Origin of the sequence: Labrys sp. LIt4 (genome assembly GCF_017813775.1) — a bacterium.
GTDB classification, from domain to species: Bacteria; Pseudomonadota; Alphaproteobacteria; order Rhizobiales; family Labraceae; genus Labrys; species Labrys okinawensis_A.
Map to the genome: position 1 here is coordinate 163,852 of NZ_JAGIPY010000007.1, position 23,693 is coordinate 187,544.

The 23,693-nt window shown below is 63.3% G+C and carries 19 protein-coding genes; 8 read left to right on the forward strand and 11 right to left on the reverse strand.

Annotated features, from left to right (window positions below):
- Window positions 1-8: 8 nt before the first annotated feature.
- The 4 genes from sucD to J8I29_RS30300 all read left to right on the forward strand — a co-directional run bounded on the left by sucD (window position 9) and on the right by J8I29_RS30300 (window position 3,515).
- On the forward strand, window positions 9-905 hold the full coding sequence (gene sucD, locus J8I29_RS15295; protein WP_105863814.1) for a succinate--CoA ligase subunit alpha: 897 nt from the start codon (window positions 9-11) through the stop codon (window positions 903-905).
- A 193-nt stretch (window positions 906-1,098) separates the two neighbouring features.
- Window positions 1,099-2,067, forward strand: coding sequence for a D-glycerate dehydrogenase (locus J8I29_RS15300; RefSeq protein WP_209432314.1), 969 nt, complete (start codon window positions 1,099-1,101; stop codon window positions 2,065-2,067).
- 557 nt (window positions 2,068-2,624) lie between these two features.
- Window positions 2,625-3,269, forward strand: a complete 645-nt coding sequence (locus J8I29_RS15305; RefSeq protein ID WP_105863945.1) for a response regulator transcription factor — start codon at window positions 2,625-2,627, stop codon at window positions 3,267-3,269.
- 111 nt (window positions 3,270-3,380) lie between these two features.
- Window positions 3,381-3,515 carry a hypothetical protein gene (locus tag J8I29_RS30300; protein WP_280870591.1) on the forward strand — a complete coding sequence of 45 codons (135 nt, stop codon included), beginning with the start codon at window positions 3,381-3,383 and terminating at the stop codon, window positions 3,513-3,515.
- A 171-nt stretch (window positions 3,516-3,686) separates the two neighbouring features.
- Here the strand turns inward: J8I29_RS30300 and J8I29_RS15310 are convergent, their stop codons facing one another.
- The gene (locus tag J8I29_RS15310; RefSeq protein WP_209432410.1) at window positions 3,687-5,090 is read right to left on the reverse strand and encodes an amidase family protein; all 1,404 of its coding nucleotides are present in this window, start codon (window positions 5,088-5,090) and stop codon (window positions 3,687-3,689) included.
- Between the two features lie 187 nt (window positions 5,091-5,277).
- On the opposite strand from J8I29_RS15310, the gene J8I29_RS15315 reads away from it, so the two are divergent.
- Window positions 5,278-5,841 carry a chorismate mutase gene (locus tag J8I29_RS15315; protein WP_209432315.1) on the forward strand — a complete coding sequence of 188 codons (564 nt, stop codon included), beginning with the start codon at window positions 5,278-5,280 and terminating at the stop codon, window positions 5,839-5,841.
- Window positions 5,842-5,923: 82 nt separating this feature from the next.
- Here J8I29_RS15315 and J8I29_RS15320 read toward each other — a convergent pair whose 3' ends face one another.
- Window positions 5,924-6,358 (reverse strand): hypothetical protein, encoded by a 435-nt coding sequence (locus tag J8I29_RS15320; RefSeq protein WP_209432316.1) that lies wholly within the window; start codon window positions 6,356-6,358, stop codon window positions 5,924-5,926.
- Window positions 6,359-6,378: 20 nt separating this feature from the next.
- Window positions 6,379-7,608, reverse strand: a complete 1,230-nt coding sequence (locus J8I29_RS15325; protein ID WP_245197027.1) for an FAD-dependent monooxygenase — start codon at window positions 7,606-7,608, stop codon at window positions 6,379-6,381.
- A 160-nt stretch (window positions 7,609-7,768) separates the two neighbouring features.
- On the opposite strand from J8I29_RS15325, the gene J8I29_RS15330 reads away from it, so the two are divergent.
- Entirely contained in the window at window positions 7,769-8,596 is an 828-nt protein-coding gene (locus J8I29_RS15330) for a helix-turn-helix transcriptional regulator (RefSeq protein ID WP_209432317.1), read from the forward strand.
- A gap of 106 nt (window positions 8,597-8,702) precedes the next feature.
- Here the strand turns inward: J8I29_RS15330 and J8I29_RS15335 are convergent, their stop codons facing one another.
- The 5 genes from J8I29_RS15335 to J8I29_RS15355 form a co-directional block, all read right to left on the reverse strand.
- On the reverse strand, window positions 8,703-8,912 hold the full coding sequence (locus tag J8I29_RS15335; RefSeq protein WP_209432318.1) for a hypothetical protein: 210 nt from the start codon (window positions 8,910-8,912) through the stop codon (window positions 8,703-8,705).
- 102 nt (window positions 8,913-9,014) lie between these two features.
- On the reverse strand, window positions 9,015-10,064 hold the full coding sequence (locus tag J8I29_RS15340; protein ID WP_181161256.1) for a sulfotransferase family 2 domain-containing protein: 1,050 nt from the start codon (window positions 10,062-10,064) through the stop codon (window positions 9,015-9,017).
- Between the two features lie 687 nt (window positions 10,065-10,751).
- Window positions 10,752-11,705, reverse strand: coding sequence for a GNAT family N-acetyltransferase (locus J8I29_RS15345; protein WP_348536025.1), 954 nt, complete (start codon window positions 11,703-11,705; stop codon window positions 10,752-10,754).
- Between the two features lie 298 nt (window positions 11,706-12,003).
- Window positions 12,004-15,195 (reverse strand): multidrug efflux RND transporter permease subunit, encoded by a 3,192-nt coding sequence (locus tag J8I29_RS15350; protein WP_105863821.1) that lies wholly within the window; start codon window positions 15,193-15,195, stop codon window positions 12,004-12,006.
- A gap of 1 nt (window position 15,196) precedes the next feature.
- On the reverse strand, window positions 15,197-16,321 hold the full coding sequence (locus J8I29_RS15355) for an efflux RND transporter periplasmic adaptor subunit (protein WP_245197028.1): 1,125 nt from the start codon (window positions 16,319-16,321) through the stop codon (window positions 15,197-15,199).
- Window positions 16,322-16,773: 452 nt separating this feature from the next.
- On the opposite strand from J8I29_RS15355, the gene J8I29_RS15360 reads away from it, so the two are divergent.
- Window positions 16,774-17,559, forward strand: coding sequence for a glucose 1-dehydrogenase (locus J8I29_RS15360; protein ID WP_209432320.1), 786 nt, complete (start codon window positions 16,774-16,776; stop codon window positions 17,557-17,559).
- 76 nt (window positions 17,560-17,635) lie between these two features.
- Here the strand turns inward: J8I29_RS15360 and J8I29_RS15365 are convergent, their stop codons facing one another.
- Entirely contained in the window at window positions 17,636-18,715 is a 1,080-nt protein-coding gene (locus tag J8I29_RS15365; protein ID WP_245197029.1) for an alpha/beta hydrolase family protein, read from the reverse strand.
- A 413-nt stretch (window positions 18,716-19,128) separates the two neighbouring features.
- Between J8I29_RS15365 and opgC the strand changes: the two genes are divergently transcribed.
- Window positions 19,129-20,625, forward strand: a complete 1,497-nt coding sequence (opgC, locus tag J8I29_RS15370; protein WP_105863824.1) for an OpgC domain-containing protein — start codon at window positions 19,129-19,131, stop codon at window positions 20,623-20,625.
- A 12-nt stretch (window positions 20,626-20,637) separates the two neighbouring features.
- Here the strand turns inward: opgC and J8I29_RS15375 are convergent, their stop codons facing one another.
- Both J8I29_RS15375 and J8I29_RS15380 read right to left on the reverse strand, forming a co-directional pair.
- Window positions 20,638-21,039, reverse strand: a complete 402-nt coding sequence (locus tag J8I29_RS15375; protein ID WP_105863950.1) for a DoxX family protein — start codon at window positions 21,037-21,039, stop codon at window positions 20,638-20,640.
- A gap of 364 nt (window positions 21,040-21,403) precedes the next feature.
- Window positions 21,404-23,533 (reverse strand): glycoside hydrolase family 3 N-terminal domain-containing protein, encoded by a 2,130-nt coding sequence (locus J8I29_RS15380; protein ID WP_209432321.1) that lies wholly within the window; start codon window positions 23,531-23,533, stop codon window positions 21,404-21,406.
- Between the last annotated feature and the right edge of the window lie 160 nt (window positions 23,534-23,693).

Below are 23,693 nucleotides of genomic sequence, written 5' to 3' on the forward strand. Positions count from 1 at the left end.
GAAGCGAAATGGCAGTTCTGTTGAACCGCAAGACGCGCGTCATCGTCCAGGGCCTGACCGGCAAGATCGGCTCCTTCCACGCCCAGGACATGAAGCGCTACGGCACCAATGTCGTCGGCGGCGTCACCCCCGGCAAGGGCGGGCAGGAGCATAATGGCATCCCGGTCTTCAACACGGTGAAGGGTGCCGTCAGGGAGACGGGCGCCGAAGCCTCGATCGTGTTCGTGCCGCCGCCCTTTGCGGCCGATTCCATCATGGAAGCCGCCGATGCCGGCCTCAAATTCTGTGTCTGCATTACCGATGGCATTCCCTCCCAGGACATGATGCGGGTGAAGCGCTATATGCGGCGCTTCCGCTATGAGGAACGCATGCGCCTGATCGGCCCCAACTGCGCCGGCGTGATCACGCCCGGCCAGGCGCTGATGGGCATCATGCCCGGCAACATCTATCTGCCGGGCCGGGTCGGCATCGTCGGCCGCTCGGGTACGCTCGGCTATGAGGCGGCCTCGCAGATGAAGGCCCTCGGCATCGGCGTCTCCACCAGCGTCGGCATCGGCGGCGACCCGATCAACGGCTCGTCCTTCAAGGATATCCTCAAACTGTTCGAGGAAGATCCGGATACCGATGCCGTGGTGATGATCGGCGAGATCGGCGGACCGCAGGAAGCCGAAGCCGCCGAATGGGCCAAGCATCACATGCGCAAGCCGCTGATCGCCTACATCGCCGGCCTGTCGGCGCCAAAGGGTAAGCGCATGGGCCATGCCGGCGCCATCATCTCCGCCTTCGGTGAGTCGGCGCAGGAAAAGGTCGAGATCCTGCGCGATGCCGGCGTGACCATCGTGCCGACGCCGGCAGCCTTCGGGCCGACGGTCGCCGGCGTGCTGGAGAGCAGGAAGGCGGCCTGAGCGGGCCGCCAGGGAGCGCGACCATCGCCGGCTCGGCCATGTGCGCGCCTCCTGCGGGACATCGTTCGATGGCAGCCTTCGGGCCATGGCGGGTGGGCGAAGCCGGTCTTCGACCATTGCTTTTGCCGGCTCAATAACGAGTGCGATCCGGTCCGCCGCGTCGGATTTCAGCAGCCCTGATGGGGGAAGTGCGATGACACCTCGGATACTGGTAACGCGGCGGTGGCCCGCCTCGGTCGAGCGGGTCCTGGCCGACAGGTTCGATACGACGTTCAACCAGGATGATACGCCGCTGGCCCCGTCACAGTTGAGCGACGCGTTCCGGCAATTCGATGCCGTGCTGCCGACGGTCAGCGATAAGCTGCCTGCCTCGGTTTTTCCCGACAAGGATGTGCGAACCAGGCTCCTGGCCAATTTCGGCGTCGGCTTCAGCCATATCGACATCGATGCGGCACGCGCCCGCGGCATGACCGTGACCAATACGCCGGGTGTGCTCACCGACTGTACTGCCGATATTGCCCTCGCACTGCTGCTCGCGGCGGCGCGGCGGGCAGGGGAGGGAGAGCGTCAATTGCGCGCCGGCGCTTGGAGGGGCTGGTGCCCTACCCATATGATCGGCTCCAAGGTGAGCGGCAAGACCATCGGTATCATCGGCATGGGCCGGATCGGCAAGGCAACGGCCAAGCGCGCTCATTTCGGCTTCGATATGAAGGTCGTCTTCTACAACCGCTCGAAAGTCGACGACGAGACGGTCAGAGCCATGGAAGCACGGCAGCTGGCAAGCGTCGAAGAGGTGCTGGCCGAGGCGGATTTCGTCTCCCTGCATTGTCCGGGCGGCGCGGAGAACCGGCACCTGATCAATGCGGCCCGGCTGCGGGCGATGAAACCGGGTGCCTTCCTGATCAACACCGCGCGTGGTGACGTGGTCGACCAGGAAGCGCTGATCGCCGCGCTCGAGAGCGGGCAGATCGCAGGCGCCGGCCTCGATGTTTATGATGGGGAACCGGCTGTGCCTGCCGCGCTCCTGCGTCTGGAGAATGTGGTCCTGCTGCCGCATCTCGGCAGCGCCACAGAAGAAACCCGCGTGGCCATGGGCATGCGGGCTGTCGACAACCTCACTGCCTTCTTCGAGGGGCGAGCAGTGCCCGACAAGGTGGCATGAAGCGACGGACTGCCGGATCGCCAACTGCGATGCGGCTGACAACGTCCGAGAGTGATCGCCCAGCCGACTGAGCGCCGGGCGTTCTCATGCCGGCGACCACGGCAAGGCGCGGCCGGCAACCAGATCAATGTCTGCGGTTCCCCCGCTTCATATGTCATTTAATGCCCGCTCGGCCGTCCAGGTCCGCATCCGATCACCGGCCCCCAAATATCCGTGCTTTGGCCCGGGCAGGGCCGTTCCTGTGCAGCGGAGGTTCGGAGCGGGGTTTCGTCGCCTAAGGACAAACTATGTTGCGATTTGCGGACAAAGATTGATTCACTGCGCAGGGGAGAAATGAAACGTGCTTGTCAGCGACATATAAGCACTGGAATGAAAAAATGTTTCACGATATGAATATTGCGTGAGGCAGGCACTGAATTGCCGTCGCGGCTTGGAACGCCCGAAACACAGAAGGCCCAAAACAGAAGACGTCGGATCAGGGGTGGCGCGCGTCGCAAATCGGGGGACATATGAACGCCGAGGGGAAAAGCCAGCGTCAGGGCATCGAGGTCGATAGGATGCGGGGAGCTCCGGAAGGCCGGTTCAGGGTGCTGATCGCCGAGCGCAACCCGCTGGTGGTGGCGGCCCTCGGCGAGATGATCAAGAATGACGCCCGCTTCGAGCTGGTCGCCAGTGTGCAGTCCGGCGAGGCTTTCCTGACGGCGGTAGCCGAGCCGAACTTCGACCTGGCCGTTCTGGGCTGGAAACTCTCCGACATGAACGGCGCCGAAGTGTTGGAGGAACTGCGCCAGCGCAGCCTGCACGCACGCATCGTCATCTTCTCGAACGATCATGACATTGCCATTCTCAAGCAATGCGTGCGCCTGGGCGTTCAAGGCTATTGCTATCAGTTCGACGATCCCGCCATCCTGTTCGACACGCTGGTGGCGGTCGCCCATGGCCGGATCTGCATCCCCTATCTGGACGTGTCCAAGATCAACGACACGCCGCTGTCACGCCTCACCACCCGCGAGCGTGAATTGCTTGCCGTGCTCGCGGATGGCTGGACCAATCTGCAGATCGCCGCCCGCACCGGAATCTCGGAAAACACGGTCAAATATCACCTCAAGAATCTCTACGACAAGCTGGAGGTGCGCAACCGGGCGATGGCGGTTGCCCTCTACGCCACCGAAAAAAGCCGGGGCCCTCAGGCCAATTCTTGACACGGGGCGGAAGTTTTGGGCCCACAGGCGCGCCTGCGATTGCCAGGTCTGCAGTCATCGGCCTGTCATGAGGAGAGGGCAGAAGGCCGCGCGTGTGAGGAGAGTGACGCGATGACCATCGAACTTTGGCCCTTTCTGGTTCTACCCCTTGCCGGGCTCGTGGCGGGGGCGGGCATCGTTCGCTTCGTCATCGGACCGGACTGGATGGAATGCCTGCGCCAGTGTCGCGAGCTTCAACGCCGCTAAAGCGGTTTTCAGAAGGGCTGAGAGGCTTTCGTTTAGAAAACGCCTCGACTGCGGGCGCCAAACGGCTACACGGAGCGATCATCGAAAGCCCTTCCGGCGTCGCCTTTACCTGCTGAAGGCGCTTTGGGAGCGGTGCATTCGGGCAAAGCCCCGATGCAGGACCGGCAAGCGTCAGTTGCCGGCGGGATCCACCACCGATGGCGGTCCGAAGGCGGCTTCGATGACCGCGCCTGCCGCAAGGCACAGGTCTTCGCGAAAGCGCGGCGCAAGCAATTGAACCCCAGTCGGGCTTCGCCCGGTCAATCCGGTAAAGACCGAGAGCCCGGGCAAACCGAGGAACGGCACCCCGATCTGCGGGATCTGAGCCTCCCAGACCCGTTCGAATGCCGCCTGACCCTTGAGGTCCAGATCGTCCTCGAACGGCAGATCGGCCGACACCGGCAGCAATACCACCGGATAGGTCTCCATGAAGAGCTGCCATTGCCGGATCAGGGTGGCACGCCGGGTCAACGCCTGCGAATAGCAGGCGGGGGTGGTGGAGCGGCCAAGCGCCTGGTGGCCCCGTAAAACGGCGAACGCGCCCGGATCGCCTTCCTTCTCGGCGGCGGCAAGCTTGGCCTCGTAGCCCTCGCCGATCCAGAGCCGGGTCTGCAGTTCGGCCGCTTCGCGTAGCGGCGGCAGATCCCCGACCTCTTCGACGATCCAGCCGGCGGCCTCCAGATGCCGGGCGGCATCGCGCAATTTGGCGCGGATCGGCTCGCAGGTGCCGATCTTGCCCGGATCGAGGCAAAGAGCGGCGCGCCTTGCAACTTCCGGCCCCGTCAGCGGCGCCGGCGTCCACCACGGATCGCGCGCGTCCCGGCGCGACAGCGCCTTTAGCGCGACCCTGAGATCGTCGATCGAGCGGGCCAAGGGCCCGGATACCGCCGTGATCTGGCCGACAATATCCCGCTCGGGAGACGAGGCGTTATAGGCCGCCACCCGCCCGGGGGAGGGGCGCAGTCCGTGGATGCCGCAGGCATAGGCGGGATAGCGGATCGAGCCGGCGATATCCGTGCCATGCGCGAGAGAACCGATGCCGCTCGCGACCGCCGCGGCCGCGCCGCCTGACGATCCGCCCGGCGTCAGCGTGGGGTCATGGGGGTTCTTCGTATGGCCGTGCAGGCGATTGTTGGTGAACCAGCGATAGGAAAAAGCAGGCGTGTTGGTCCGGCCCAGCAGCATCGCCCCGGCCTCGAGCAAGCTGTCGACGACGGGGCTATTGTCCGCCGCCAGCAGATCCTTCTGCAATGTCGCGCCGTTGGTGGTGGCATATCCCCTCTGGTCCACATTGACCTTGACGGTAACGGGGACCCCGGCGAGCGCTCCGGCTTCTTCCCCGTGGGCAATGGCCGCGTCGATCCGGCCCGCCTGCGCCAGGACGTCCTCAGGCCGTATGTCGACCACGGCATTGATCGATGGATTCACGGCAGATAGCCTCTCGAGTGCGGCTGTTGCCACATCATGTGCAGATACCTGCCTGGATTTGACGAGAGCGGCGATTTTCGTCGCGTCCAAGCGCCAGAGTTCGTTCATCGCGGTTTTCCGATTCCCTCGATCATGGCATGAAAGTACAAATAGTGTCGGCTCGATGCCCTTGGAGCAAGAAGGATCACGGCATCTCGCTTCGATGGAGGGCGAATTCGCTTTCACGATCGTGGAATAGGCCGCAGCATAATTCGGATGATCGGTTTCAATCACCAATGAGGATCTTGGGTTGAACATGTCGCGTATCGGATTGAATCAGGCCATGGCGTGGCTGTTGCCTTTGCTGTTTGTGAGCCTGATCCTGGCAGCGCAGACGAGCTCTTTTGCCGCAGGGATTACTCCCTTGGCGGAAAAGGTCAGCCATCGTCTGTCCTACATGAAGGATGTCGCGGGGTATAAGGCGCAGAATCACCTGCCGATAGAAGATCCGGTTCAGGAAGCCAAGGTTCTGGACAGCGCCAAGTCAGAGGCCGAGAAACTGGGGCTGGACCCCGCCACGGTGGAGCCCTTCATCATCGCCCAGATCAAGGCTGCGAAGGCCGTCGAATATCGCTATCTCGCCGATTGGCTTGCGCAGCCGGAGACAGGGTGGCAGCCGCGCCCGCTCGACAAGGTGAGGCAGGACATCGCGCGGTTGAGCAAGGAGATTCTGGAGCAACTCGCGCGGGATCTCAAGAGCGAACGGTTCACCTCGGATGAGCGCTCCAGCTTCTTCAAGGTGGTTCACGAGCCCAATCTGAAGGAATCGGACAAGCAGCAATTGTTCAGTGCCTTGCTGGCGATAAGGCTGGCGAAGTAGGGCCTAAGGGGCTGCGCGTAGCGGGTCCTCGGATCATGGCAGGATGGGTTGCACCGGCCGAGAGGAGGTGTTGCTACCTTCGTCATAGCGCGGAGCTGGCGGCTCGCCCGGCTTCCCGTCCAGTCGCGATCAGCCGCGCGGCGAGGGCCGTGGCTTCCTCGGAAGAGGCGGCGATTTCCATGGCGATCCCGAAGGCCTTGGTGGCCATCGCTGTCTGGGCTCGAAGCGCTACGCGCTTCAGGCGATCGGGCTCGATGGCGATCAGGGACAGGCAGAGCCTGCCGAGAACCTGCTTGTTCGCCTTGAGCCAGATACCCCTGCGCTTGCGATCCTCATGGGTTTCTTCCGCATGGCCGGCGGGAAAGACCACGACGAAGGGCTGGTCTTGCGCAAGGAGTGCCTCCATCTCGCGCATCCAGCGCCCGGCATAGCCCGGGACGATTGCCTCGGGCCGGGACTGAATGAGCGGAAAGCCGGAAACGTCGTGGACGATGAAGGCTTGGTGGTCGAATGGCATAGGCGATCCTCGGTTCGTAGTCAGATGGCAGTGCCGTCGCCGAAAAGGCGGTGTGCACCCTGCAGGGAGGCCGCGATCGCCCTATTGGCCCGCCGGCGCAGATCGTCTTCATAGGCGGCAATCGCTGTCGCAAGTGTCGACTTGCCGATAGCGCTCATGCTCAGCCAGGTGGCGAGATGCGCCGCATCATCGAGCGCCGTGTTGGCACCGACGCCACCGGCCGGGCTCATCGCGTGGATCGCATCTCCCAGCATGGTCACGCGGCTTGGCGTCCACGCGGGCAGGGCGTCGGCACTGCGTATCGCGAGCGCAGCGATGGTCGATCGGTCAGCCTCGGCAAACAGGGCACGCAAGCCACCGGTCCAAGAACGGGCGAGGTACTGGACCCGAGCCGCCAGTGCCTCCCCATCGGCCTCGCGCAAGGCCGCCTCGTCCAGTCCCAGGCTCGTCCGCCGGCCAATGACGGCCCAGTAGAGATAATCCGCGATGGGCGTGAGCCCCGCCGCAGCCAGCGGGAAGCGAAAGGTCATGGCATCGACGATCACCGCGAAATCATCGGCGAAGATCACGGACGTACCGTCCAAGAGCGTGTCGGCAACCTGACCGTCGGAGGGGAGAAGGGATTTGCCGTAGATGCAAACGGCACCGGTCTCCTTCGGTGCCAGCAGGGGCAAGCACTGGCGACGTACGGTGGAATTCACGCCGTCGGCGGCGACGAGGATGTCGGCTTCGCACGCCGTGCCATCTTCGAATCCTATTGTAACCACGGCCTCATTTCGTGCGTCGAAGCGGCGAAAGGCCTTGCCGAAGTGGACGTGGTCCTCGATGCCGCACAGGAGAATTTCCCGAAGGGTGAGACGGTTGGCGCTGAGATCGCCATCGCCTGATGGGTCTGCGCCCACCGCCGAGGGGCGCCAGTTGCCGGAAGGTCGACCTTCGACCCGCCCGAGTTGGGTATCGAGAAAACGTCCATCCGAGTGGGAGACGGCACAGGTCTGGCGAAAAAGCTGGTTCAATTCGGGTGTCAGGCAGGCTGCCAGCGCCTGCTGGCCCGTCTCGTCGATTCTGATCCTGTAGCCCTGCGTCCTGCTGTCCGCCGCCTCGTCCCTTTCATAGACATCAAACGAGATGCCCTGTTGTCTCAGTCCCTGGGCTAGGCAGAGGCCGCCCAGCCCTGCACCGATGATAACGACATGAAGGGGCCGACGGGTCATGCAAAGCCTGTTCCGAGGCAGGGCGCCCGCGACCATGACCGCGTACCTGCCCTCATTCCTGTTTCGATGCGTCTTTGCGGTTCATGGCGATTTCGCCCGGCCGGAAGACGCTCCTGCGTGAAGGTGACCAAGGCTAGAGCGGCGCGTGAAATCCTGATAACGACATTTGGCCAAACAATAGTGAGAAGTGGCCAAGATGGTGCCTGATCTTCAGGGCATGGACTTCATCGAGCGGTCGGACGGGCCGCCGCTGGTTGCGATATGGGGTGGCGAGGAGCCGGAAAGCCGATATCGTCTGGGTACCCGTGAATATGATTGGCACAGCCACGTACGCGGCCAGGTCTTTTGCGTCGAGAGTGGGCTCGTCCATGTCCGCACGTCGCACGGGTCATGGCTGCTGCCGCCTCATCGTGCCGGGTGGATACCGCCGGGGGAGCATCATTGGGCCAGTGTCAGCGGTGCCACCAGCGGTTGGAGCGTCGTCGTGGCCCCTGAGGAGGCCCGGCAATTGCCGGGTCTACCCTGCGTCTTCGGCATCAGCGAGTTGATGCGAGCGCTGGTTCGGCGCGCTGTTTCCTGGACGATGCAGCCATCACTGTTCCCGGAGCAGCAGCGCATCATGCAGGTTCTGCTCGATGAGATTGCACGCGCGCCGCACGAGCCGCTCCATCTGCCCATGCCATCCGACCCGCGGCTGGCGCGTATCGCTCGGGTTGTCCTGAGTGAGCCGGGCAGCACCCGCACATTGGAGCAATGGGCGTCGTTGGGGGCGGTCTCTGCGCGGACGCTGCGCCGGCTGATGCAGGCCGAAACCGGCCTCAGTTTCGCAGCGTGGCGCCAGCAGGTCCGACTGACCCATGCCCTCGAAATGCTTGCTGGCGGGGAGCCGGTTGCCGCTATCGCTGACGCGCTGAACTATGCCTCTCCCAGCAATTTCATTGCGATGTTCCGGCGTGCCTTCGGCGAATCGCCGGCGCGCTATTTCTCGGGACGCGGACCGCGGGATTTCGAGAAGAGCGGCTAGGACATTTCAAGAAAGGAGGATGGAATATGCGATCGAGAAAACGTGCCGGCACGGCCTCAGGAAGCCGTACCGGGTGATTTTAGCTCTCCGACGGAAGCGACCGGGTTCAGGCCGGCTGGCGCCAATGGCGGTCCGACTGCCACCTCGGCTTGAAGTGCTGACACCAATTGCCGGCACTTGGCATCCAGTGCTTGGGCAGGCGACCGGCGCGGGCGCAATCGGTGGCGCTGTAGGGAATGCCGCGTTCCGTCGCGCAGGCACTCAGTCCGATTGCCAGGCTGGCGGCCATCGTGGCCAGAATCAGTTTCGCGCGCATGGACAGTCCCTCACTTTCACGACGTGCCGGTGAACCTGAACCGGACGCCCGGGGCCGTCAAGTCGGTCGGCGTCAACAGCGTGGCCGCCGCTCATGATTGGCCTATCCGGCCTGGGATTGCGCGCGCGTAGCGAAGAAATAGTCGCCCGGAAACCTCTGGCATATCGCCTCATAGAGCTTCAAATCATAGCTCAGCCGGGGGCGGAGGCGCTCGGCGACCTCGTTTCTGTCGAGCGCCGCCATCTCGTTCGATACCGGCGTGACATTGTCGACACGATGCGGCAGTTCCTTGCCGAGATAGAAGCTGATTGCTTCCAGGCTTTGCCTGTAGTTTTCGACCGTGCCGATATAGGCAAATTCACTGTCGACGTTCTTCAGCGCCTTCTCGAACTGGGCCGGGCCGACTTTCTGCTGGTCAGCATATCCGGCCAGGTATCGTGTGCTGTAATTATCGAATGTTACGTCATCCACATTGTCGAACGCGTCGAATATCGATGAACGAGCAGTGATCCTCGTATCCTTGACGACATATTTCATGTAGAGGTAACATGAAATGGCATGGTCGACGGGGTCTCTCACAATGGAGATATATTTGTAGTCCCTGCCGGAATGCTTATGAAGGCCATACATATAGTGGCCGAATACGATGTCTACATCGTCGAGGGCCTGATTGCTGAAGGTCGCGATTTGATCTTCATGCAGGCAGGGATACTCATGATAGACCTGTAGCAGATTGATATCCGGATCGCTTTGCAGGGCTCGCCGGGTGCTGGTTCCCGCCGTCTTGGGAATGTGCATGAAATAGACGGCGGGCCGCGTCGAACGCGCGCGCGGATCGTAACGGTGATAGCGGCGCTGGACCACGATGCCGTTGACAGCAACCTCGATCAGGATGGTGCCGAGCTCGCCGATCAGGTGTTTGCGTGGCTCGAAATAGACATTCCATCCGAGCGCATGCGGCCGATTGGTCGCGGCGGGAACGTCGGGCCGCTCGCAGGTCTCGACATAACCAAGCTTCTGCCGATTGACGAAAACCGAAAGTGAATCGATGGGCCGGTGCGATGACACCCACCCTTCTATTTGGGTAATTCTATCGCGCAGCGGGTTTTTGAATTCCGTATCGATATACGCAATTGCAGAATTATCCGTCATTGTTTCCATCTGGATCGTGTTTGGCCAACTCAGTTTGGGAAAGCCCTATTTTGGACATATTTCCTACATGTTTGTTCACGTTGTGCAAAGGAGAAATGAAAAAACGCGCAGCCTTTCCCGTTGAATTGGAATGCTATGCTTGCAATCTGGCTGTGCGTGCCGCCGCCGTCCGTGAATGGTAACGAAGACAGGTGGCGCAGTTGATGGAGCTGAGTCTCGTCGGGACGGGATTGCCTCAAAGGCTATCCCATTGAACTCATGCGAAAATTTGGGCCCAAGCATGCCCGAGGCGAATGTTCCCTGAAAGACCCCGGCATTTTTGACGGGTGGACTTATGGGCGCCCTGCCGTAAGATCTTACCCAAGCTAGCAGGGGCGCCAAGGCTAGCGAATGCGTTGCGGAGGTTGTGGGTGTTCTTCTGCCGGGCGGTGCTTCACGTAGCATCCAAGAGTAGATTTCACCTGTGAGAACTCGACGTTGATGAATTCAGGACCGGAGGAATGGAGTTGCAGGCTCGTTCCTCCGTTTTCTTTTGCGGGCCCCCGCCACCCGATTGCCTGATACCGGTGCGGTCGGCCTTTTCACCAGGTGCCGTGACGTCTTTGCGACCGCACGTCCCGTATCAGCTCCCGCCGGCTGTCGCGTCGCGGCCTTCGGAACCGGCGCGGCGGGCATTGCAGGCGCCGGTCAGCAGAAAGGGTTGTAGACTTCGGGGTTGAACCGGCGGATCTCGCGCAGGGTGCGATAGAGCGGCGTCGATTTGGAGACGATGTAACGCGGGCTCGCCGCGCCGCCGAAGCCGGAGAAAAGCAGCATCGAGCCTGAATTGACTACGCCGTCGAAGTCGAAGGTCAGGCCCCGCGCAACCGCCTTCTGGATGGCATGCCAGAGCAGGAGAGGAATGGCGCCGTTGGCGCTGTCGGCCGCGCGGGTCGACATCAGGTAATAATAGGCTTGGCTGTCCCAGGCGCAGAAGATGGCGGCCTTGGCCACGCCGCCATGCCGGGCCACCAGAAAGTGGCCGCGTTTGCGTTCCAGAGTGGCCGCCGTGACTGCTCGGCAAGCCGCAAAATCGACATTGGCGCTCTCGTTTCGCGCTTCCAGATTGGCGCCGGCGAAGCGGAAGAATTCCTCCGGATCCATGTCCTGCGAGACGAGATGATGCTCCTCGGCCCGGCGGATCACATTGCGCGTCTTGTCGCGCATGCCGCGCCAGAGCTGTTGCTGTTCTGCTGGCTGGATCTCGAAGGTGAACTGCACCGAGACCTCGTAATTCTCGGCTTGGAAAGCGAGTGCATCTGAAATGCCCGCATGCATTTTCTGGCGGAAGGAGGCGATTGCCGGCAGCTTGCGCAGGAGCTCGCGGATGATCCCCTGCGTCTTCAGGAAGCGGTTGGGTTTCGATCCCTGGGGTTCGACGATACCGGGGCCGAGGAAATGCGTCATCGGCGGCATGTTGGCGCTCTGCAGGCCAAGGCGCGATTCCAGGACATAGGGCAAGCGTCCGACGGTGCGCCCTCCCTCCTCATGCTCCACGAACTCGACTTTCCCTTGCGTGGCCGCGTCCAGCCACCAGTCCTCATGGAAGACGGTGGGGATCAACGGGTCGACAAGGATGTCTGACGTCGGTTTTTCCAACACGCTGCAGATGACCCAGTATGATTGAAATAATTATTGAATAATCATGTCTCACCGGATCGTTTACAGAATGTTTCAGTTGATGGTCAAGGCTGTGACTTGGAAGTCAGGCGCATTTTCTAACAATAATTCCGGCCTTGCTATCCCTTTTTGCACATTAAGAATATTTAATTAAATCAAAAGTACTAACTCCATCCTGCAAGGATGGTAGCATATACCTCTTTCCATTGCCGGATCGAACATAAAAAACCCCGCCACGTTGCCGCGGCGGGGGACTTCTACGCTACGGAAGGAGGCTGGCTTAATGGGCCGCGGTGTCTCCCGGATGGGCCTTGCCGCCGAAGCGCTGTTTCACCCATTCGCGCAAGCCCTGGAAGAAGACATAGAGCATCGGAATCAGGAAGATGCCGAGAACGGAGGCGCCCACCATGCCGGCGAACACGGCCGTGCCGACGGCGCGGCGGCTGACCATGGCGGCGCCGGTGGCGATCACCAGCGGCACCAGGCCGAGGATGAAGGCGATCGATGTCATCATCACCGCGCGGAACCGCATCTTGGCGCCGAGAATGGCGGCATCCCGGATCGGCAGGCCGGCCTCGCGCTGCTCCTTGGCGAACTCGACGATCAGAATGCCGTTCTTGGCGGCGAGTGCGATCAGCACCACCAGACCGATCTGGGCGTAGACGTCGAGGGAGAGCGTAGCGATCGGCATGCCCGTTATCGAGCCGACCCAGGCCAGGAACTGCGGGACGAACAGGATGCCGAGGAAGGAGGTGAAGACCGCCACCACCACGGACAGCAGCACGGGGATCGGAATCACCCAGCTCTCATAGAGCGCCACCAGGAACAGAAAGGCGAACAGCACGGCAAGGCCCAAAATGATGCCCGTCTGGCCGGAGGCCTGGCTTTCCTGATAGGAGGTGCCGGTCCATTCGAAGCCATAGCCAGGCGGCAGGGTCTTGGCCGAGACATCGGCCATCGCAGTCATGGCATCGCCCGAGGAGATGCCGGGCTTGGGCGAACCGTTGATGCTCACCGCGCGATAATTGTTGTAGCGCGCGATCGTCTGCGGCCCGAGCTGGGTCGAAATCGAGGTGATGGAGCGCAGCGGCACCATCTCGTTCTTGTTGTTGCGGATATAGATCTTCCACAACGCCTCGGTATCGTTGCGATCGCCGATCTCGCCCTGGATGTTGACCTGCCAAGTCCGGCCATAGAGGTTGAAGTCGTTGATGTAGGCCGAGCCCAGTGTCGCCTGCAGGGTGGCGAACACGTCCGACATCTGCAGTCCCAGGGCCTGGGCCTTGTCGCGATCGATATCGAGGAAGATCGAGGGATTGTTCGCGCTGAAGGTGGTGAACACGCGCGACAATTTCGGATCCTGGTTCGCGGCCGCGATCAGCCCCTGCGCGACGCCTGCCATGGTTGCCGGCTCGGCGCCCTCCAGATTCTCCAGCATGTACTGGAAGCCGCCCGTGGTGGACAGGCCGATGATCGGCGGCACGTTGAGCGCGAGCACCTGCGCGGTGTTGATCGACTGCGTTGCGCCGAACACCCTGCCGATCAGCGTCTGGGCCGAGTCCGCCGCCTTCTTGCGGTCTTCGAACGGCTTCAGGCGCGCCACCATGAAGGCGCTGTTCGACTGGGCACCGCCGTCGAGGAACGAGAAGCCGACGATCGCCAGATTGTCCTGGATCTGCGGCATCTGCTTGAGGATGCCTTCGACCTGTTCCACCACGGCCGTGGTTCGGTTGACCGAGGCGCCGTCCGGCAATTGCAGAACGATGAAGAAGGCACCCTGGTCTTCCTCCGGCACGAAGCCGGTCGGCGTCTTTCCGGCAAGATAATAGGTACCGGCGGCAAAGGCTGCGACGGCGACCAGGCTGAGCACCGAGACGCGCACCAGCCTCGTCACCACGGCGGCGTAACCGTCGCGGACATTGTCGATCCGCCGCATCACCCAGGCCATGATGCCGCGCTTCTTGCTGTGGCGCAGGAAGACGGCGCACAGAGCGGGCGACAGCGTCAGGGCGTTGAGGGCCGAGATCAGCATGGCGGCCGAGATGGTCACGGCGAACTGGCGGAAGAGCTCGCCCGTCAGGCCCGGGATGAAGGCGATCGGCACGAACACCGACAGCAGCACCAGGGTGATCGCGATGATCGGCGCGGTAATCTGGCTCATCGCCTTCTTGGTGGCGGCGACCGGCGACAGTTCCGGCTCTTCCTCCATCACGCGTTCGACGTTCTCGACCACCACGATGGCGTCGTCGACGACGATGCCGATGGCGAGCACCAGCGCCAGCAGCGACACCGTGTTGGCCGAATAGCCGAGCGCCAGCATTACGGCGAAGGTGCCGACCAGGCTGACGGGCACGGCAATGGCCGGGATGATGGTGGCCCGCAGGCTGCCCAGGAACAGGAAGACGACGACCACCACCAGGATGAAGGCCTCGATCAGCGTCCGGATCACCTCGCCGATGGTGTCGGAGACGAAGGTCGAGGTGTCGTAGACGATGGTGGAGGACAGCCCCTTGGGGAAATTCTTCTGAACTTCCGCGAGGGTTTTCTGGATTTCCTTGGATGTCGCGACGGCGTTGGCACCGGGCGACAGATAAATGGCGACCGCGACGGCGGGCTTGCCGTTCAGGCGAGAGGTCTGGTCGAGATTCTGGGCGCCCATCTCGACGCGAGCGACGTCGCGCACGCGCAGCACGGAACCGTCGGGATTGGCGCGCACCACGATATTGCCGAACTGCTCGGGCGTGGCCAGGCGACCCTGCGTCTGCAGGTTGAGCTGCAATTGCTGGTCCGACGCGGCCGGCTGGGCGCCGATGCGTCCGACCGGCGCCTGCACGTTCTGGGCCTGGATGGCGCTGGCGATGTCGGAGGGCTGGAGCCCGAGATTGGTCATGCGCTGGGTGTCGAACCAGATCCGCATGGAATAGTTCTGCTTGCTGAACAGGCTGGCCTGGCCGACGCCGGGCGTGCGGGACAGCCGGTCGAGCACGTTGATCGCCAGATAATTGGTGATGAACAGCGGATCGAGCTTGGGATCGTCCGACGAGAACAGCACGAATTGCAGGATCGAGGACGAGCGCTTCTGCACCGTCACGCCCTGGGTTCTGACCGTATCCGGCAGCTTGGCGAGCGCCGCCTGCACGCGGTTGTTGACGTTGACCGTGTCGATATCGGGGTCGGAGCCGAGAGCGAAGGAGACGGTGAGGCCGTAGCTGCCGTCATTGCCGCTGTTCGACTGCATGTACAGCATCTTGTCGACGCCGATGATCTGGGCTTCCAGCGGCTGGGCCACGGAGGATTCGACCACGGCGGCCGAGGCACCCGGATAGCTGGCGCTGACCTGGACCTGCGGCGGCACCAGGTCGGGATATTGGGCCACGGGCAGGAAGCCCATCGCCAGGGCGCCCGCCAGCGTGATGACGATGGCGATGACGACGGCAAGGCGCGGCCGGTCGATGAAGACGGATGAAAACATCTTACTTGGCCGCCCCATTGTTGGAGGCGGGGATCGGCGAGGGCGCGACCTTGATGCCGGGACGGACTTTCTGGATCCCGTCGACGATCACCTTCTCGCCTTCGTTGAGGCCGGCCGAGACCATGGCGGTCGCCGGTGTGGTCTGGCCGAGCTGGACGCGACGCTGCTCGACCGCATTGTCCTGGCCGATCACATAGACATAGCTGCCCTGCTGATCGGTCAGCACGGCACCGCGCGGAATGCCGAGGACCTGGATCGGCTCGACGCCCTCCAGCAGCACGGTGACGAATTCGCCGTCGATCAGCGGCCGGCGGTTGATCTCGCCGGGCGTGGCGCCGGAGACGGTGGGGTTGGCGATTTCACCGCGCAGGGTCACCGTGTCGGTGCCGTTGGCGATCGACGGATCGACATAGTTGAGCTTGCCATCCTGCTCATAGGTCGAACCATCGGGCAGCTTCAGCTTGATGCGCACGGCGGCAAAACCACCGCGGCTGCCGTAATATTTCGACATCTCCAGGAATTGCGGCGACGGCACCGGGAAGGTGACATACATCGGATCCTGGCTGACGATGGTGGCGAGCGTTCCGGAGGTCGGCCCGACGATGTTGCCGGTCGTGACGGCATAGCGTCCGATCTTGCCGTCGATCGGCGAGGTAATCGTGGTGTAGTCGAGGTTGATCTGCGAGGTGCGCAGCTGGGCATTCGCTCCCAGGATCTGGGCTTCGAGGGCTTGTTGCGAGGCAATCGCAGTGTCGACCGTCGACTGCTGGCCGGCAGGCGTCTTGAGCAGGGCCTGGGCACGCTCGGTCGTCAGCTTCGCATTGCGAAGCTGGGCTTCGTACTGGGCGATCAGCGCCTTGTTGACGTCAACGGCGGCCTGGTAGGGCGGCTGTTCCAGCCGGAAGAGCACTTCGCCCTTCTTGACCTCTCGCCCTTCGGTAAAGGGGGTTTCCTCGAGCTGGGCGGTGACGCGGGCCACGATGTTGACCCGATTGATCGCCTCGACGCGGCCGATGAATTGCTGCGTCTGGGTGATCGGCATCTTGGAGGCGACGATGAAGCCTACGGCCGGGGGGCCGGCATTGGGCATCTGGGCGGCTGCCGGCGAGACGAGGACGGACGACATCGCAGTCGAACCGAGCAACGCCGCGAGGGCGACCATCGGCAGCGGGCGACGCCGGGCGCGGAGGTTGGAAGAAAGAAAAGACCGTATAAATGCTGCTATCATCACGCGCCCTGTCGCAAGATGCCAGCCGCTGAGGCACTTGGCATCCCCATCGCAGTGATGCGGCGCCACGAGACAAACTGGATCAAAATAAAAAACAAAAACAATTTAGTAGAATGAGCTGCTCTTTTGGAAGCTCCATTGTGGCAGATCAATGGCTTCGGCGGCTTAAACCGGCAAGCCAGAGTCGCTCCTGCCCCAAATGGGACATTTTTGCAACAGGGCCGATATTGCCCCAGCCCGAACATGGCTTTCAAAAAACGCGACAGGGCCGCAGAATCTTTCTACAGAACCTCGGCAAGAAAAGATGAGGCGTCGGCCCGTTGAGGACCCACCGGCGCAAGGGGGACGTCATGAGTGATTTTGCCGGCAAGGCCGTGATCGTGACCGGCGGCAGCCTTGGCATGGGGCTGGCCTGCGCCACACGCTTTGCGCAGGGCGGCGCCGATGTGCTGATCGTGGCCAACGACAAGGCTTCCATCGAGACCGCGCTCGCCGGCCTCGGCCCGCGGGCGCGCGGCCTGGTGGGTGACGTGCGCAGGGCGGCAGACATGCAGGCGGCCGCGGCCGAGGCGGCGAGCGCCTTCGGCGGCGTCGACATTCTGGTGTGCTGCGCCGGCATCCAGCGCTATGGCACGGTGGTCGAGACCCCGGAAGAGGTGTGGGACGACGTGCTCGACGTCAATCTGAAGGGCATCTATCTGGCAGCCAAATACGCCATTCCCGAAATGCGCAAACGCGGCGGCGGCGCGATCGTGGCGATTTCCTCGGTTCAGGCTTTCGCGTCGCAGACATCCGTTGCCGCCTATACGGCCAGCAAGGGCGGCATCAATGCCCTGGTGCGGGCGATGGCGCTCGACCATGCCGGCGAGAACATCACCGTCAACAGCGTCTGCCCCGCTTCGGTCGACACGCCGATGCTGCGCTGGGCGGCCGATCTCTACAAGGGCGACTCGACGGCGGAGGCCACCCTCGCCGCCTGGGGCAAGGGCCACCCGATCGGACGCATCGGCCAGCCCTGGGAGATCGCCGAGGCCGTCGCTTTCCTGGCCAGCGACAAGGCGCGTTTCATCACCGGCAGCGATTTCAAGATCGACGGCGGCGTGATGGCCAAGCTCGGTATCGTGCTGCCGGAATAAGGTTCTCCGGGCGCGCTGGATTCGCCCGAACGGCGCGCCGGTCCCCTGCAGGAGCGAGGCGGGGACCTGGACCGGTTTATTTCACCACGGTCTCGCCACCAGCCATCTTGGGCGCCGGTTCGCCGCTGGCAGCGCTCGGCATGGCGGGGCTCACCGCCACCAGCGGCGGAGCGGTCGCGGGGGCGAATTTCGAATCCACGAATTCGAGGGCATCCTCGATGGTCTTGCGCCACAGCGACCAGGTGTGGTCACCGTCGGTGACGCGGAATTCGATGTTGATCTTGTCGGCCATCAGCGTCTCGTAGAGGGCCATGGACCCGCGCCAGAAATTGAGGCCGTCATGGTCGCCGACGGTGAGATAGATCGCCGGCAATTCGCTGCCGGCTTCGATCTGCCGGGCGAGCAGGGTAAACACATTGGCGTCGTTGAAGCGCCGGGCATCGAAGGGCGTGCCGAAGGCACCGCCGAAATGGGCGCCCTCCGGCGGCAGGTCGGGGCCTCCGACCACGGTGGCCTGATCGATGCGCTTGAAATAGCTGCCGCTCGCGCCTTCCCATGCCGTCTGGGTCTGCGCAGTGGGGATGTTCTGCCAGATGGCGCCGGACAGGCTGGCGACCGCGACAAAGCGGTCCGGCCGCTTGAAGGCAAAGCGCAGCGCCCCGAAACCGCCCATGGAAATGCCGGCGATGGCGCGGGATTTGCGCGTGCAATGCGGAGCAAAGCGCTTCTCGAAGGCCGTGGGCAGTTCGTTGAGGAGCGCGGTTTCGTAATTGCCCGGCCCCTTCACATCGGCTGAATCGACATACCAGCTGTTGCCGGCGGAGGGCATCACCACCATCATCGGGTTGATGCGCCCGCTCTTGATCAGACGGTCGAGCGTGACCTTGATGCTGGCAAGCGACGACCAGTCGCGATTATTGGCGTCGCGGCCATGCAGGAGATAGAGCACCGGCCAGCCGGTTTCCGGCGCCGGCAGGTCCGGACGATAGACCGACACGGTCAAGGGCCGGCCCAAGGCCTTGCTCGGAAACGACATTTCTTCCAGCGTGCTAGCCCTGGCGCCGGCAAGCATGGTCAATCCGGCCAGGAGGCCGAGGCAAAGCGCCGCAGTCCTGCGGGCAACAGCAAAAATTCGTGCGGGTTCGGTGCGGACCATGCGCATTTCAAGCTCGTATTGTGCCGTGCGACAAGCGAATTCGTCGAAAGCCGGCGATCGCTGCCCGCATCCATCGCATGGTTGCCGCGCTGAGGCCGTTTGACCCGCCGCTTATGCCGACAAGCTGTGTCACAAATTAGGAAAACAAAAACAATTTCTAGCCTTTGCGCTGCCGGAGCGTCGTTTTGTCGAACAGCGTGGCGATGATGCAACAGGACATGCAACTTTTTGGCCGCAATTTCGTTCATCCCCGGTACAGGATGAGGCCGCCACTATGTCGCCAGGCTCCAAGAATCGCTTCTGGACTTAGTCGAGCGAGGTGCTGAAGGAGGGATGCCGAAGTGCTGGCATCCTGTCGTGGCAATTCAAGCGCGCCGCGGCGACAGCAGTGATGGAAGTGGAAGGCGCGTATTATGGATAATCAATTTAGCTTGTTGCGGCTGGCACGGCCCATGCGCCCCTATCTGCTTACGGCGCTTTTGTTCGTGCCATGCTATTTTCTGCAGTCCTATCTGGGCTGGCATAGCTATTCATACTTTGTCTTTCTGCCCGCGGTCGTGCTCGCAGAGGTTCTGTTCGGCTTTGGCATCGGCCTGTTTGCCATCCTGCTGACGGCCACGATCGTCACTTTCCTGTTCATCCAGCCCTTCTATACGCTGTGGCTGGCGCCCGCCCAGCTTCCGGCGCTGGCCCTGTTCGCCCTCACGGCAATCCTGATCTTCGGCGCCTGCGAAGCGGTGCGTCTGCTGATCGACTATGTCACCGATCGCCGGCAGAACCCGCCGAAGCCCGTCGCCGCCAGCCCGGCGGTCAAGCCCAATCAGCGCGCCGTCTCCGTCGACATGTGGCGTGGCTTCGTGCTGTGCACGATCTTCATCAATCACATGCCCGGTAACCTCTTCGAGGTGATCACTTCGCGCAATTTCGGCCTGTCCGATTCAGCCGAGGCCTTCGTGTTCATGTCCGGCGTCGCCATGGCGCTCGCCTATGGCCGCAAGTTCAATGCCGGCAAGGAAGCCGACGTCTCCCTGGCGCTCGGCAAGCGGGCAGTGAAGCTCTATGGCGTCCATGTGCTGATGACGCTGGCCGGCATCGCCATTTTCGCTGCCGGTGCGCTGCATTGGCGGATGCCCGATCTCATGGCGATCCATGGGCGTGACCTCTACGTCCAGGACGCCGGCACCTTCCTGCTCGGAACGCTCTCGCTCGGCCATCAGATCGGCTATTTCAACATCCTGCCGCTCTATATCGCCCTGATCGCCCTGGTGCCGGCCCTGTTCTATTTGGCGCGGCTGCATATCGGCGTGATGCTCGCTGCCTCGGCGCTGCTGTACGGCCTGGCCCGCTATTATGGCTGGAACCTGCCGTCCTGGCCGGTTGCCGGGGGCTGGTTCTTCAATCCCTTCACCTGGCAGTTCATGATGGCGATCGGCATCGCGGTCGGCCTCCTGCTGCAGCAGGGGCGCCTGGCGATCTCCAAGCCGCTGTTCGCCCTTGGCGGCCTGATCGTCTTCGCGGGTGCTTTCGTGGTCACCAATGGCTTCGGCCTGTCCTTCGGCGTGCGTGAGGCGGTCTATGGCTGGCTCGACCTCGACAAGACCAATCTTGGCCTCGGCCGCCTCGTGCACTTTCTGGGCATGGCGGGCTTCATCTACGGGCTGGGCATCTCGCCCAAGCTCGCCTCGCTGCGGGTGATGCAGCCTCTGATCATGCTCGGCCGCCACAGCCTGCTGGTGTTCTTCCTGCTCTCGCTGCTGGCCGGAGCGGGCCAGGTGGTGCTGATGACGGGCCACGACGCGCTGTGGATCCAGATCGCCCTCGTCTGCGGCGGCATCGCCTTCCTGTGTGCGGCCGCCAAGTTCAGCGAGGCGGAGAAGGCAGCCGGCGGCCCGGTCATGGTGCGGGGCTGAACCAGCCCCCCCTCAGCGGAACAAGGGCAGGATGGCTCGAACCCTGCCATCCCGCAGATAGAGGCCGCCCCACATCAGCACGCCGAGATAGACACCGAAGAGGAGGTGGCTGAAGATCGGCGTGCCCGCCCTGAGATTGGTGGCGATGGCGCCGCCAAGCAGGCCGGTGAGCAACACCGCTCCCAGGACCGAGCTGCGCGGAATGGCGTAGAGCACCGTGGCGGCGAGGGTGATCACGCCGATTGTGCGGGCATGTTCGGGCGGATAGCCGAGGCCCTGCATGGTGTCGATCACCACCTGCAGGGGAACCAGCTTGATGGCGCCGTCGAAGATGAGAAAGGCGACGACCAGGGTGCTGAGCACGATGCCCGTCCAGTAGGCACCCTTGGAGATGGAGGCGGTTTCGTTCGGCATGGCTTCGTCCTCGGTATTGGCGGGAGCGGGGCTGTCCGCCCGTTGCCACAAGGACGTTCGTCTGCCTGCGGAGCCGACAGGGCTCCGGCAAGATCGCTCGCTTTTTCCGTTGTTAAGAGCCGCTGCCCGACTACCTGCCGGCGCCGACCTGCGACAGGCGTTGAGGGAAGCGGGTCGGGCATCCGGTCATGGCGATTGGCCCGGCGTCCCCTTCTGGCGCGCGACGGCAGCCGCGCGGAGCACCCAAGGCGGCGCTCGATCGCGCCCCTGACGGTGCCCCCTCAGTTTCGAGCAAGGCCTCAGCCTGCCTCCCATGCTCGTATAGGACCGCGACGAAGCGATAGTGGCGGCAGACCGACGGCGCTCACAGCTTGAGCGTCACCCGGGTGTTCAGGAGCTGGCTGCGCCTGGCGCTGGAGCCAAGCTTGATCTCGAAATCGCCCGCTTCCAGCACTGGCTGCAGGTCCCTGCCGGGGAAGGCCAGGTCCCTCGCCGCCAAGGCGATGGAGACGGTGCCGCTCTGGCCGGGATCGAGGCTGATCTTGGCAAAACCCCTCAGTTCCAGCAGGGGCCGGGACAGGCTCGCCACCAGATCATGCGTGAAAAGGAACACGGTCTCCTGGGCGGTCCGCTTGCCGGTATTGGTCACCGTGGCGCTGACCTCGATGGTATCGTCAGGGCCGAACACAGTCTTGCTCACCGTCAGGCCGGACAGGGCGAAGGCGCCATAGGTGAGGCCATGCCCGAAAGGAAAAGCCGGCGCGTTGGGGGCGTCGATATATTTGGAGGTGTAATGGTCGTTCGGGTTGAAGGGGCGGCCCGTCGGGTATTGCTCGTAATAGAGCGGGGCCTGCCCGACCGCGTCGGGCCAGCTCACCGGCAGGCGGCCGGAGGGCGATTCCTGCCCCATCAGGAGATCGCCGATGGCCGGGCCGGCCTGTTCGCCGGGCCACCAGGCCATCAGCACGGCCGAGGCGCTGTGAAAGAGCCAGGGCAAGGTGAGGGGCCGGCCGGCGAAGAGCACGACGACCACCTTCTTGCCGAGCGCCAGGATCGCCTCGGCGAGCTCGCGCTGCTTGCCCGGCAGTTCCGGATGGGCGCGGCTGGCGGCTTCCCCGCTCATCGGTGCCGTCTCGCCCAGGCAGAGCACCACGGTGTCGGCAACCCGCGCCGCTTCCACCGCGGTGGCGATGCCGGACATGTCGTCCGAGTTGATCTTCACGCCCTCGGCCTGCGCCACGACGGTGGCGACCTTGCCGAGGCTGGTGCGCAGGGTGATGCTGTCCTCGGCGACCGAGGCGCCGCCCCACGGGCCGCGCATGTCGGCCTGGGCATCGGCCAGCGGGCCGATCAGGGCGATGCGCTCCGTGCGCGTGAGCGGCAGGGCCTCGTTGTAGTTGGTGAGCAGGACGCAGGATTTGCGGGCCGCGTCGCGGGCGACCTCGTGATGGTCGATGTTGCCGGCCATGGCAGCCAGGGGCGCCGTGCCGCGCCGATAGGGCTGGTCGAACAGGCCGAGCCGTTCCTTGAGGGCGAGGACACGCCGCACGCTGGCGTCGATCTCCGCCATGGTGATGAGGCCCGCTGACAGCGCTTCCGGCAGATGCTTGCGATAGGCGTTGGAGACCATGTCGATGTCGACGCCCGCCCGCAGGGAGAGGGCGGCGGCCTCGGCCAGGCTGCCGGCCACGCCATGGTTCATCAGCTCGGCCACGGCATTGTAGTCGCTGATGATGACGCCGTCGAAGCCGAGCTTGTCGCGCAGCCAACCCTTGAGCAGCGGCTCATGCGCCGTCATCGGCATGCCGGCCAGGCTGTTGAAGGCGGGCATGATGGCGGCCACCCCCGCTTTCACGGCGGCCTCGAAGGGGGGCAGATAGATCTCGTGCAGAGCCCGGTCCGAAATGTCCACCGAGGCATATTCGCGGCCGGCGACCGGCGCGCCATAGGCGCAGAAATGCTTGGCGGTGGCGGCGATCGAGCCGATGGCCGAGAGGTCCGAGCCCTGGAAGCCCTTGACCTTGGCGATCGCCATCTCGGCGTTGAGCCAGGAATCCTCGCCGGCGCTTTCGACGATGCGGCCCCAGCGCAGGTCCCTGGAGACATCGATCATCGGGGCGAATGTCAAGGCGAGGCCGTCGTTCCAGGCCTCTACCGCCGCGATGCGCGCCGTGCGCGCCCAGGCGGCCCTGTCGAACATGGCGGCTTCCGCCAGCGGCACCGGAAAGGCCGTCTTATGGCCGTGGATGACGTCGAAGCCGAGCAGCAGCGGAATGCCGAGGCGCGATTCCTCCACGGCGATACGCTGGACCTCATTGACGTGATCGACGCCGACCATGTTGAGCAGATTGCCGATATCGCCCGAACGAATGGCGTCCGGCGAATCCCCGCCGAGCAGGGGACCGGTCACCGCATAGCCCGAGGCAACCATATTGAGTTGGCCGAGTTTTTCTCGCAGCGTCATCTTGGACAGCAGGGTCTCGATGCGGCTCATCACAACTCCTCGTTCGGCAGATTGTCGCCGATCGCCGGACCGGCAGGCCGATGCGCAAATCAGCTTCTCTTCCCTGCTTAACGCCTCGCCGCTTCTGTTCAACCCCCACCTTGATTAGCATCGTCAGAGCGTTTCGGGGTTGGGCGGAATCGCCAGGAAG